Annotated in this window: 8 protein-coding genes; all 8 read right to left on the bottom strand. The window is 27.9% G+C overall.

The features are described from left to right. Position 1: 1 nt before the first annotated feature. The 8 genes from NMG68_RS03685 to NMG68_RS03720 all read right to left on the bottom strand — a co-directional run bounded on the left by NMG68_RS03685 (position 2) and on the right by NMG68_RS03720 (position 14,175). Positions 2-2,218: an MSC_0620 family F1-like ATPase-associated subunit gene (locus tag NMG68_RS03685; protein WP_255034621.1), complete on the bottom strand. Its 2,217-nt coding sequence runs from the start codon at positions 2,216-2,218 to the stop codon at positions 2-4. Next, complete coding sequence (locus tag NMG68_RS03690) at positions 2,208-2,699, bottom strand: MSC_0621 family F1-like ATPase epsilon subunit (protein ID WP_255034622.1); 492 nt, start codon at positions 2,697-2,699, stop codon at positions 2,208-2,210. Before NMG68_RS03690 ends, NMG68_RS03685 begins: the two co-directional genes overlap by 11 nt. 2 nt (positions 2,700-2,701) lie before the next feature. Next, entirely contained in the window at positions 2,702-3,649 is a 948-nt protein-coding gene (locus NMG68_RS03695; RefSeq protein ID WP_255034623.1) for an MSC_0622 family F1-like ATPase gamma subunit, read from the bottom strand. 6 nt (positions 3,650-3,655) lie between these two features. Next, positions 3,656-4,156 (bottom strand): DUF2714 domain-containing protein, encoded by a 501-nt coding sequence (locus NMG68_RS03700; protein ID WP_255034624.1) that lies wholly within the window; start codon positions 4,154-4,156, stop codon positions 3,656-3,658. Beyond that, the gene (locus NMG68_RS03705) at positions 4,156-5,862 is read right to left on the bottom strand and encodes an MSC_0624 family F1-like ATPase-associated membrane protein (RefSeq protein WP_255034625.1); all 1,707 of its coding nucleotides are present in this window, start codon (positions 5,860-5,862) and stop codon (positions 4,156-4,158) included. The genes NMG68_RS03700 and NMG68_RS03705 overlap by 1 nt, the downstream gene beginning before the upstream one ends. 372 nt (positions 5,863-6,234) lie before the next feature. Beyond that, entirely contained in the window at positions 6,235-7,080 is an 846-nt protein-coding gene (locus tag NMG68_RS03710) for a hypothetical protein (protein ID WP_255034626.1), read from the bottom strand. Positions 7,081-7,224: 144 nt separating this feature from the next. After that, entirely contained in the window at positions 7,225-10,512 is a 3,288-nt protein-coding gene (locus NMG68_RS03715) for a hypothetical protein (RefSeq protein ID WP_255034627.1), read from the bottom strand. Between the two features lie 69 nt (positions 10,513-10,581). Next, positions 10,582-14,175 carry a hypothetical protein gene (locus NMG68_RS03720; RefSeq protein WP_255034628.1) on the bottom strand — a complete coding sequence of 1,198 codons (3,594 nt, stop codon included), beginning with the start codon at positions 14,173-14,175 and terminating at the stop codon, positions 10,582-10,584. Position 14,176 lies beyond the last annotated feature (1 nt).

A 14,176-nucleotide genomic window follows, 5' to 3' on the forward strand; every position in this document is an offset into this window, starting at 1 on the left:
ATTAAAATACTCCAATTATTTTTAATGCAATCAGTAAGGTTGAAACTAAAGCAATTGATGCAATTGTTAAAACAGTAATGATTAAAGGTTTATTTAATTTATTGATTTGTCTTGTTTTATTAAATGCTAGTTGCATGAAATAAAACCCGTATAAAGAAATAGATATTAATGCTAAGAAGATAACAAGAATAATTAAGAATGGATTAGTTCGTGCTTTTGAATCTATTAGAATGTTATCAATATCTCTAGAGAATGATTTAAGAGCAGCTGTTAAATCTTTTTCGCCATCAGCATTATTTTTATTTTGATCTGAAATCTTATCATAAACTAAGTTAAAAGGTTTTAAGATATTGTTTAATTGAATAATTTCAGTAACTAAATTGTTGAAATGATTAATCGGCGAACCTAATGTTTGTTTAGCTAAAGAATCTAATTTTAATAATCTTCTTCTAGCTTCTGCGAATGATTGGTTAAATTTATCAGGCGTTACTTTGTTTTCTTTTAGTAATTCTAATAATTTAGGTTTTAATTCTTCTTTGTTAAAGTCTCTAATAAAAGCAACAAAGATTCGTTTATACATCTCACTTATCTGTTGTCAGTATAAGAATTGTCTATTAACAACTTGATTTCTTAAAAAGTTAAGGAAATAGCTTGTTGCTTGTTCTGCACTAAAACCTATGCTTCTACTTAAGATGATGTTAAAGTCGTTTTTAAACTCTCTTTTCTCAATTGATTTCATTGCTAGATAAACCATTTGAAAAATTGTTTGAGGTTCAACATATAGTTTAGTTGCATCACCGTAATTTAATTTTGCATCTAGACCTACTGATTTATAAAATCTAAGGAATGTTTCCTGAATTACTGGATATGCTAATTCTTTGTTTTCATTAATCTTCTGCAAATCACCAGATAAATTTATTGTGTCTAGTTTTTTAGTATATGTAGCAGTTACTTCAGGTTTTACTGCATCTTGGATTTTAACAGTTGCAGATAACGATCTATTATCCATTGATAATCCGGTTACTTCGTATTTAAATCTAGTATTAATTGGGTTTTCAAAATAGAAGAAGTTGCTTGATTTATTATTACGATTAAACGAATTAAATCTATTTAAAAAAGCGCTAGCAGATAAAGTTGAATACAATCCTCTTACTTTAGGTGTGTATCTAGGGATGTTTTCAATCAATTCTTTAGGATTAGTTGGAACAGGTTCACCATCTACTGGAACTGAAGGAGGTAGAATGTTTTCAACAGCAGGAGGTTGTTGTTGATTCATTTCTTCTTGCTGAGCTGGATCCTTATTTTGTTCTAAGTCAAAATCAATAAATCTAGGTCTGATTTTACTGATAATGTATTCATCTCAACTTTTAAAGTTCTTTGGAGCATCTGAGAAAACACCACCTTTAGAATCAACTACTTTACCAGTTACTTCATAGTCTTTATCAACTTCTGGTAAGTCATCATCATTAAAGAAGATCTTAGAAGTTTCTTTAGATAAAGCATCAAAATATGTTTTTAAAGTCATATCCCCTTCTTCTTGAGAAGTTGTGTTATTTACTGTCGCTTTAGAAGCGTCTGAATCAGGGGTTATTGAGTTGCCTTCACCCGTAATTTGTTTTTTATAGTCTGTTTTATTAGCTACTGATCCTCAGATTTTGTTATCATATGTTTTATTGTTGAATACGATTGTTCCTTTATGAAATGTTGCATCATTTGATAAAACATACGGAAAAACGATATCTAGACCATACTTAGAAGGATCACTTTTAATCATTTCTTTATTACTTTGGAAAAAAGCTTGAACTAATGAGTAATAAAGATTTCTATTAAACTTTTCTTGGAAACTAAACGATGTATTATTCTTAACAGCGTTGATTCTATCTTCAATCGCTTTAGCTAATCCGTCAATAAACTCACCGATTTTTCCAGATATCTTTTGATCAATACTTTTCTTAAGTTCTTCAAGATTAGCTGGCATTCTCGGTTGTTCTTGTGGGTTGTCAGCATTTTCTGAACCAGGTTGTTTTTCTACAACATCATCAGGATTGGGAATAGTAGGAACATTAGGATCTAATGTAATATCGTGTTTGATTAGATTAAAATCGATGGGTTTAGTGTTGTTGCTAACTACACCCCCAAGCGTTGAAACGAATAGAGTAGGAACTAATAATCCGAATTTTAAATAAATCAATCTTTTTAAATTGGTTTTATTTTTCATTTTTTTCAACCTTTTTCTCTACTAGGTTAAAGTTACGAATTAAGGAATAGTAGTTTTTTTCTTTCCTTACCGCATTATAATCAATCAATTCTTGGAAGCTTAAACCTAAATTAATTTTAGATTCATAATATGATAATTTTTTATTAAATTCATTTATTTTATCATCATATTTTTTAACTTTAAATTTGTAATCAAGTTTGAAAGGGGTGAATTTTTCATCACTATAGATAGTTACCTTATTATTTTCAATCTTAATAAATGAACTTCTAATAATGTAATAATCTTCATCTTCTTCAATTGGGTCATAAATTTTGAAAAAGACATTTTCCATACTGATTAGAGAATTATCTTGAATCAGTTCTCATTCATCTATCTGATTAACATTAAGCAAGAAATATCCTTGTTTATAAGTTAAGAATTTATTGTTAAATCGAATGAATTCAATTTCAGATGGAGCTGTTTTAAAATTTTGTTTTGCCATATCTATTCCATATCCCCATCGTTTGACGAATCCATTTTAACCATTGATTCGTTACTTCTTGTAAGCATTTGTAATTCTTGAATTTCAATCTCACGTTTTTGCTTCAAGATTTCACGCCTTAGATTAATCAATGTTTCATCAAGATCACTAATTGTTTTGTTGTATTTTACAAGATTGTTTTTAGCAATAATTAATGATGATTCCACTAATAAAGAAGTAACAACATTTCTTAGATAAGAATTAATTTCATTAACGATGAATTCTTGTAAATTGTTATACAATTTGTACTTATCGATATCTTCTACTAATAATGTTTCAGCTTTTTCATAATAAGAAGTATCAAGTTCGAATTCCTTAATCGGTAAGATCTTCAAGAATTTATTTTTAATCTTATTTGAATTAATTACGAAATTAATATCGATAATATCACCTGATTCAATTTTTAGACGAATGATTTCTGGTATCGTTTTACTTAATTCTTTAAAATCATTTTCTTTATAGTGTTGAACTACTTCTAATTTATTTTTTTCACAAAAACTTTTAGCATGTTCACCAATTGTAATAAATTGATCATTATGAACATCTTCTTGTTTTAGGATTGCTCTATCATATCTTGAGTAGTTATCAGCAGCTGCGTTTTGTGTTTCAGTTACATAAATTCACAAACGTTTTTTGCTTACAAAGAACATGTCTTCAACTTTATCTAAAGTTAAGTTAATGAACTTGTTCTTAGCTAATAAAGAACTATCTTCATAAAAAGGGTTTTTTAGGTTGTATTTTTTATGCAAGATGTCTAGTAATGTTTTGGAATCGATAGCTCTTTTATAAAAATGTTCAAATCGCTTAGATAATTTAAAAATCTTAATTAGAGTAACGTCACGTTTAGATTCAACTAAGGTATGAATATTTTTTAAACTAGCTTGTTTCCGTTCGAGTTTTTTAATGTCCATAATGAACTAAGCGTTAATGATTCCTTGAGAGAAAACAACCTTTAATTGGTTGGTTTCTGGAGAACGGTAAATAATAATTCCATCAACAACTTCTACAATCTTGTTTTCATCGAATAACTGATTATTTAACAATAAATTAAATCTTTCCACAAGAATTCTTAATTCTTCATCATTTTCTAAAGTTGATCTTAGATTCACTGCATCTGATTGAGAAGATTCAGCTGTAGTAACAATTGGAACTAATTTACTTCAAGAAAAACGAGCATTGCGTGTTCAAGAAATAATTAGATCATCAAAAACAATTTCTCAACGATTTGTAATTGCATCTTTAATTTTTTCAATAAAGGTTTTAGCTTGAACTGAATTTTCAGATGTATTAGTTTGCAATAATGATGTGTTAAATAATTGCGAGAATTCTACAAAATCCTTGTGTTGAACTAATGAAGGATAATTTGTTTGTACAAGATCTTCTTGAATTTGATCTGTTTTTTTATTTTTGTTTTTCATTATGAATTAACTCCTGAGTAATTATTTATTTCTTGATTTAGTTCTTCTTGTTGCTGTGGCACTGTTTTTGTTGAACTATCTTGATCTGTTGTTTGTTGGTCGATTTTTGATTCTTTAGTATTTTCTGATTTTATTTTTGGTTTGTTATTAAAGATATTACTCTTATTAACAAAGAAGTATATGAAGTAAATACTTGCTATTACATATATAAAGTTAATACTTAAAACAACTATAAGTAACGCATATAAGATTTGGTTGATTGTTAGATCTGAATTTAATGAGTTTAAAGTAAAGTTTTGATTGTTAGTTAATGTGTTATTGAATGTAATTAAAAATACACTAGCCACAATAAAGATTGATACTAAACTTAAACCGATGATGATACCAGCTGATTGCTTATTAGAACTTATTAAGTAAGTCAAGATAACTAATAAGGTAATTAAAGTAATTATTAATAATCCTGTGTATGCATTAGCTGTATTGAAGTTAGTTCTATCGAAATCAGATGATAAAAAAACTGCTCAAAATAATAATAAAGAACCTGAATGGTAAATATTATTAACAACAGGAGTTTTGTTTCTTCTAATAACAAAGAAGTAAACACCTCAATAAACTAAGAATAACAATACACCAACTACTCAGAATCAATCAGTTGATAAATCAATTTTTGGTGTATCAATAACATCGGTATTTGGATATTTACCTAATGCTAATATTTTGATAATACCAAACACTAATGTTGTAAGGATTACGAAACAAAAGCCCATTGTTCCATAAGCCTTATTTTTTAAATCGTCATTAATTAATTTAACAAAAATTAATCTTAGGTTAAGTAATGTATATAAGTTAGAAGTAATAAATAATGCGATTGATAAAGTTATTAAAACGAATAACAATAAAACTCTTTCAGGGAACAATCCTGATGTTAATGAGTTAATGAAATTAATAACTTTGTTGTCATTAAAGATGATATTAGCATCTTTACTACCTTTAATAAGTTGATCCAAGAAAATAAATAAAATAATTCAACTTAGCAATTTAGCACTATAAGAAATAAGAATGAAGTAAAGATTCTTAGTGCTGATTGGTTGAATCTTTTTATTTAAAATGTATCCAACTATTCAATATACATAGTTCAGAATTACCAATAATATATTTAATGAACATACTCCTAATACAGATGATAAGCTTGCTTTGTTGTTAATTCATCCTAAAAGTAATGCACCACTAATAATACTGAATGATAAATATATTGAGAATCAAATTGAATAAAGTTTGATTCTGTGATTAATTGAACTTACGTTTTGGTAGTTTCATCAAAGTGATGTAATAAAAACTAAATATAACCCTATAAGCCTTAATAGGATAAAGAAGTTAATACTTTGATATGTCGGATTTTGGAATTGAAATAAAGCCGTAATCGGATAACGATTAGGATCAAGCGTGGTCATTATCGGCTTAGTTGCATCCATAGTTGATCTAATTGGCATGTAATTTACCAAGAACAATCGGTCAGGAGCCATTATAAATCCAACACTGAACGCAAATAATACTAAAAAGATTAGCGATCGATAAAACAAAACCATTTTTACATTTTGTTTTATCGAGACAACATCAGATTTTAATTCATAAAATGTATTGTTGTCTGGTATCTTAAATAATCTTTTAATCTTATCTAAATTAATTGATAGTTTTTTAACAGACATTTAGATATCTACTAATAAGCTCATCGTGATCAATCTTCACATTTTAGTGAAATGTTGGATCTCACCCAACATTTCAATATAGGCTTGTTAGTTATTTATATCTTATAAATTCTAACCGAATATAATAATTATTACAACTAAAAGGGCTATTCTAAAAGATTTTGGTTTTAATAATTATTATCTTAAAGCAACTATCCATATATAAATTTTAATATACTGACAAACAAAATTAAGCATTTATTTGTAAATATAGAATTATTCATAATTGTTAGTCTAATAAGGATAACAAAATGTTTAAAGTAGAGTTATTGCTTATAAATAAAAATAAAATCTGATTTATTTAAGAATCAGATTTTATTTAACTTTTTTGTTTTATCTCTTTGTTGGTGATGATGGTTGATTTATTAAACTGCGTTTAGTGGCTGGATGAGTAGGTCCTGCTGTAATTTGAACGCGTTTAGGTTCAATATTTTTTATTAAAGTTTGGGTAGTTGTTACAACTGTTTTTTTAAGAACTTGCTGATTTTGTTGCGTTTTATTAATTTGAGGGTTGTTATTGATTAATGGTTTAGGTTGTTGAGGTTGAGGTACTTGTTGAGGTTTAGGAGCAACTTTTTCTATTGTTTTTTGTTGTTGAATAATAGCTAGTGAGTTATTGTTATTTTTTCTTAAGTTTGCTATTTCTTGATTTAATAAATTAATTTTATTGAGATTTTCCTGATTAGTTCTATTTAAGTTATCTAGTCTTAAGTTGAATTGTTCTGATTCTTCTAACATTTCTTGATATTTGATAAAGAATAACTCAAGTTTTTTGTTTCTATTTTTGAAGTCTTTAATAACTAGGATAATAGATACAACTAATAAGGCGATTCCAGCAATTATCAGGATGCTGCCAAAAGCCAGCATTACATACGAAATTTTGGTAAGCTCATTTTTGAAAATCTCACCGAAATTAGACATCTCAGCACCATTAACTTCTGTTAGGTCAAGAACTCTTTGAGTAATCGAACCAATCACGTAAGAAATTAATCACGCACCAATCCATACAGCTATTATCCCTGTAATTGATAAGATGATCGGTAGAATGCCAATTCTTCTTCTTATTTTATCTTTTTCAAAATCAGAACTTACTTCTTCTTGTTCTACTTCGCTACTTTGAACTTCTTGTTCTTCAATAGCTATTTCTTCATTTTCTTTATTAACTTTTTTTGATTTCACTTTTTATAAAATACCTAATTACACAATTTTATTATAATAGTCAACTAAACCTAAACTAACGTGATTTATTATAAATTTATTTAAAATAAAGCACAAAAAAAACGTTATCAAATTAATAATGATAACGTTCTTTTTATTTTTTTATTAACCTCTATAAGCCTTTAAATGGTCTAGTGAGTCAAAGTATAATGTTCTTCCGTCTTGTAATTTAAGTGGGTATAAAGTAAATACAGTATTTTTAATTTTAGTTGTTGTATTTTTGTCGATGTAGAATTTGTAGTTTTCATCAACTTTAGGTTTAAGTTCGATTAATGCTCTATTTTTAGCTTCTTTTTCAAGTCTTGAAAGGTTCTTGTAATTTCCTCTAACTAAACCTAGTTTTTGGTTAGTAGCATTGTTGTAATACAAAACGATTTCGTAGTTATTATCAACATTTGCTTTATTTGAAAACTGACCAATAAAGTATTTTGTTAATTCTCGGCTTTGAATTGAATCAAAGAATAAACTGTGTTTGTCAGAAGAACTATCAATCGATAGATTGATATCAGTTCCAGTTATATCGTAATACTTACCATATCTTAATTCAGTAAATGTATTAATGCCACCTTGTAAAACTAGAAGGTTGTTTGGATCAGTAACAATTTGATCACCACTCTTAGTTATCGAATCGTTAGATAATCTACTAAGCGCTTCTTGGTAAAATTTCCACATATAAGTGATTGGGAATCAAGTATTGTTATCAGTTACCAAAGTTGCGAATTGATCTTGATCAATACCTTTAGGTAAGATAGGTAGATTAATTTTGTTATTAGTTTGATATTCCGCTTTTAATTCAACTTGGTTGTTATTCGAATTAAGTTCCAAGTATTTTTGATATTTTAGATCATAACTATAAGCAGATAAATCAATACCATCAACTTTGTAGTGATTCGATAAATTAGTTAAAGAATTGTGTAACTGATCTAAAGGTAAGCGAGTTAATGTAGATAATAACGCTTGTTTAAAGTTGTTTTGGTTAGATCCTAGACTTTCAATTAATAAATTCTTTTTATCAGAACTTAAATCAATTTCAAATAAAGGTTGCTTGTTAGTTCCATATGTAAGAACTGGTTTGATGTCTTTAGCATCAAATACATGTTGAGTTAAGAAGTTAGTGTTGTAAGCGCTTGATAAATTGATTGAATTGTAACTTAAATTCGAATTAGCTTGCAATAAATCATTAAACGTATTTACATAATCAACAAAGCGGTTATCACGACCGTTACCTAAACTGAATGTAGCTACAGTTTTGTCATAGAATTGAGCAAACTTATTAACTTGAGATTTAGCAACATTTAAGAAGTTTTCATCTAATATTTTGTTTAATGAACTGAAATTACTCAAGCCTGATAGGATAGCATAAGTAGAAGCTCCATTAATATAAGATTGACTTAAATAAGATTTATAGAATTCTGAATTAGGGTTAATAGCAAAATTATTATTACCAGAATAGTTTAAACCAAATTTTTCAGATATTTTTCTAATGAATTCTTCTTTGTTAGTAATAGCTTGATTATCTAATTTTCAATCAACATCAACATTTAAGTAAAGTTTTCTGTTTTCAGCTGAAATTCTATAAGATTCTCAATAACCTGGTAAGAATGTTAATTTAGAAGCTCAAGAATCTCATCTTCTACCCGGATTTTTAATATCAGCAACAAGACCAGCAGCATTTCTTCTATTAGTAGTTAGATCAAAAATATCAGCACCTACATGAAGGGTATCGTTACTAATACCAACACTTTCTGGATATGTTCCATAAACTTTGTTAGCATTTTCTAAATTACCAAATCCAAAGTAGTAAGGCGAGTTTTGAATAAAGCCGTCTTTATTAAAATTACCAGCATTTAATCATCAAGAATTATTACTAAATGTGTCGTGGTAAATAAATACTTTATTTGTATGACTTCCGTTATAGTTATCCTTGGCAATATATGGATCACCATGAACGGTATAACCGTATAAGTTACCCTTATAGATTAATCCGATATTTTTACCAAATAATTCAACACCATCTTTAGTAACAAATGAACGGTTTTTAATATATGCGTGAGTTTTTAAAAATTCTTTATCTAATAGTTTAGCAACTTCAGTATCAGATTTATTACGCCCTATTGATTCATAATTAGCAATTAAAGGTTTTAAATTATCTTGCTCTTGGTTAAGTCCTAAACCATAATTACTTACTGAACTATCTAATGAGGAAGTTGAAGGGATGATTGAACCTTGATTATTTCTTTGATATCTAGAATTTAATTCAACTGAATCAAAGTTTTTACTAACAAAATCAGGTGAAGATATTTTTTGTAAGTTAGCGATCAGATCATTAACACTAAAACCTTGATTAACTACTAATTTATCAGAAATACTTACATTGTTTCAATCCTGATTTTGATCTTTAAACCCAATTCCGAAGTATTTATCAAACCCATAATTAGGAGCAGTTGGGTAATCTAAATAAATACCTGAACGTTGTTGAACGCCGATTGCTGCTTTTGGTAAGCTAATTGTTGGTAAAAATGAAGACTGACTAAAGATATCATTTGTTTTTTGATTAAACAATTGATTAATTTTTTGGTCGAAAGCTCTACCTAAATTAGCATCAGAACTTAATGTAAAATTACCTTGATCGCTGAAAACAGCAGATGATTTACTTAACGAAACGTAAGTTGAGTTATTTTTATCATTGCTATATGGAATGTAGTAATCTAATGAGAACTTATCATCACCATTAATTGCTTGGTTAATTACGAACTCTTTAAACTTATTAATATCGTTTTTATTTAATGGATTGAAGTAATGATTTTGACCGTTTTTATCCTTAAAAACATAATAAGCTATTGAATTTTCGCTAATATTGTTCCAGAAATTATTCTTTAATTCATCTAAAGAATCATATAATTTATCACCGCTACCATAAGCGTATTTTTTGATTAGTTTATATTCTGGTAATAAACTAGCAGCAGCTTGCTCGTTAGTTAATAATTCACCGTTAGCGCCAATATAAGCATCACTTAATTTATTTTGATCAAACGGCTTAATTTGGTTACTTGTCAGATCAACAATCCCTTTTTCACGATCAGCATAACTAGCAGACAAATCCCCAATAAATTTATTTAAATCAGGATTAGGTTTTCTTGGATCGATCTTGTCATTAAAACCTTCATTCGTAGAAGTAACTAGGTTCGAATTAGATTGAATTATCGAAGTTAGTTTGTTATCAGAATCAATTGTTGCGCTTATTGAAGCTCCGATAATACCTGAAATTAAACCAGCAGAAGCAAAAGCAACAGCACCATATAGTAATTGCTTTTTCATTCTGATTGATAGACTCTTTTTTAATTTAGCTAGCTTAGCTAATTTAGCTTTGTTATTCATAGGTCGATCCGCCATAGTCTTGATAATCTAAGATTATAAAATATTTAACGAAATATTTAAAGTATATAGCATATACTTTTTATCTTACATTCATTGGTCGATGTAGTTATGAGCATCTCTTAATGATAAGAAGAAGATAGTTTTTTTAAGTTTTTGATCAAATACACTGAACAATTCTGAACGATAAATTAATTTTGTTCTAGAACCTACAGAATCTAAATAAACAGTTTTTCTAGCTTTTAGCAATTCGTTAAATTTAGCTTTTAATGTATCGTGACTTGCTGAAGCATCATTGTTGTTATAGAAAATAAATTCTGTTGAATTTAAACCAAATTTACCAATTCCTTTAGCTACACCAATTTTAGTTTCAGGATCATAGCTAACGATTTCAGTGATTTTAATGTTCTTACTAGGTTGATATAAATAACCACCAGCTTCATTACTTGGAACTTGAACTAGTGTTCAATTTTGAGCTTTGTTTAATTCATCTCTTACAACAACTGCTGATAAATTGTTTTTATTTGAAATATAGCTACCATTTAAAGAAGTTGATACAGTGTGAGGAATAGTAATTAATGAATTAGATAGTAATGTCGCTAATAAGTTTTGGTAAAGATCAATTAAATTACTTGAAGCATAAACACCAGCAACACTTGAACCTCTTGTAGGTTTGTGTAATGAATAAATCTTATTAACATTATTTATATAAGCTTTATCCATAGCATATAGGTTTTTATTTTCTAACCATTCAGTAATTTGCAGATCTTTTATCTTATCAATATCAGTTGGTGAATATTGTTTTTGATTGTAGTATAAGAACGATGCGTTTTGCGGTCTTGTGATTTGAATCGGCTTAATTAACTTAATATCTTTAATAGTTCTTTCTTTTAAAGTTTTTAAACCTAATAATCAAGTTTTCTTATAACCACCAGTCCATACATATTGAACTTGACCAATTTGGAACACGTAGTAGTATTCTTCTTCTGTTGGAAAGAAAACATTTACCAATAAAACAGCAATGTGCATAGCCACTGTTAATCCATAGAAAACAGGAGATAAAGCACCAACTATTGCAGTACCTTTTTTAATAAATGAAGTAAATTCACCAGCTAAAGATAAAGAAACAGAAATAGTTGAAGCAGCTGTTTGTAATCCAGCAATAACTAAATCCTTAGTACGGTTTAATACACTTGGACTATTTATTAAAGTATTAACTGTTACAGCAGAACTTAAAATTGTTGCAAAACCTTCAAGTACTGAACTAATTACAAAAACTGTTTGTAATTTTTTCTGATCTTTTTGTAATTTTTCAAGAGCACTTAATTCATTAACATTAACTTCTTTTGGATTTTGAAGAATTGCAGGAGATCCTGCTTTCTTAGAAGTTGAAAATGTTTCTGAATTATTAATAACAACTTTATTAGCGTTTTCATTAGTATTACTAGTTGAGGGTTGTTCTGAGTCATCTTCTACTAATCTAGTTGATGATCTTAGTGATAAACTTGCAGATCTAGCTTCTGGTTTGTTATTAATTACAGAAGGAAACTGTTGCATGTAAGTTAGATACAAATCAACATAGTGATCACTTGATAAAGATTTTACAAAAGTACTTACTTGAGATAAATATTCTTCAGCTTTTTTAAGATCAGTTTTTTGAACTTCTTTTATTTTTCTGTATAAATTACGAATGTAAATAACTGTTCCAAAATCAACATTAATACCTTGTAAGTATTCTAAAACATTCTTAGGGATATCAGCAAATAGTTCTCTTACTTTTGGTCTTTGGGTTGGAACATCTCTTAAAACTAATGGAATTTCGTTTTTAATAGTTTCAATAGCACTAGTTTGTAAAAATTGGTTACGAATTCATTTTAAGCTAAAAGCATCTTGGAAACCATTAATAATTCTTAATGTATTTTCATCAAGATTATTTTGCATTAATGAACTTGGACTAAATCCAGCTACGAATAATGCTTGAGTTAGGTTTTGAGCTGATAATAATCATCAAATAGCTGAAAGAGTTGGTCAACTGTTTTTAATTTTAGTTTCAATTTCTTGAATTTGTTTATCACCAAATAGATTTATCCCTTTGATTGTATCTATTAAACCTTGTTCATTTAAAATCGCACCTGGTGTTGCAGCAACTATGTTAGACAACATTAGCATTGTCATAAAGATAGTTAAATTCGAAAATTGATCATATAAGTTTGGCAATAGATTTTCAAGACTAGCTGATACATCAAAGTCGTTGTTGCCAATACCAAAATAAACTTTAAATGAGAATGAGTTTCCGTTTAAATCTTTATTAGCAAGAATATCGAAACCGCTTGGTTTAGCATAACTATTAATTAGTTGTAATGTGCTATCAATTTTATCTGATAACTTAATAAAGAAATCTTTTAATAAGAAAATAATTTGTTCTTTTGCTTTATTAGCAATTAAACTATCTAATAGGTAAGAATATAAGATGGGGATTTTATAGAATGAACTAAAACGCTTAGCTTTATTAAATTTAGCTACAGTATCTAATAAACCTTTATAAACTTCAGGTTGTTGAATTTTTAGTTGATAAATGAAATCTGCTCAAGCTAAATTAAGTTTTAAATTATTAGAATACTGTGCTGTTCTTAATTCTTGTTCGCTATAAGGGAAATAAAAAATAAAATCTTTAGTTTCAAGGTTTCTATTTAATACTTTAATTTCCTTTTCATCACCAATGCTAATTTCGCCTAATAAGAAGTCAAATCCTGATGTAACTATATCAGATGAAATAGAACGATATAAACCAATTGGTAAAGTACTAGTCTTTGTTCAATTAGCTGGATTTGTTATCGTGTTAATATCAGCATTACCTTGGAATAATAACGGACCATAAAAATCATAGTTATCATCTTCAGAAGTATCTACAAAATATTGTGATGCATTGTTATTAGCACTTATTCTTTGGTAATGAACTGGAATATCTTTTGCAGGAACATTGCTTTTGATTTGTTGAACTGTATCACTTAAATTTAATGAAGGATCTACATTGATAGTAGTTGTTGTATCACCTTTATTAATTTCAACCTGCAGTTTAGAATTCTTAGTAATGTAATTAAATAGTTTTAAACGTTCTGTTTGACTATTTTTTCTTAATTCGTCAACATTAATTGGTTCTGAATTAGTATTATCGCTATTTCGTAGAACAACAATTTTACCTGCTTCTTCAGATAATAAATCCTTTTTAGTTTCAATATAAGCAGTTAAATCAGCTTGAGAACTAAACAAAGATCCGTCATAAAACAAAACATTATCTTCTCGATATAAAGAATCTTGTGCTTGTTCTTTTTTAGCATAGACATTTTGATCAAATCCTACAAACCCTTCTTTAAGAGCTGATGGTTCATAAAAGTTTTTTGCAAATACATTATCGTATAAACTCTTAGTTTTTGGATCTGTATATGACTGATAATTTTCAACTAAATCATTTGAAGATAAAAGAGAATAATAGCTTTCCTTGTTAACTTTTTCACCTTTATATTCTTCAGAAGAGCTAGCAAAACTTGGAGCAGTTTTTTCTAGTTCAGATGACTGTCTTACAATAGGTCTTATTACATTATTACAAGACGATAAAATGAATGAAGGTAATATAAATAACCCTATTGCTAATTGTTTTTTGAACAATTTAGATTTTTTCATA

It is taken from the genome of Mycoplasma bradburyae (assembly GCF_024338845.1).
Lineage (GTDB): Bacteria > Bacillota_I > Bacilli_A > Mycoplasmatales > Mycoplasmoidaceae > Mycoplasmoides > Mycoplasmoides bradburyae.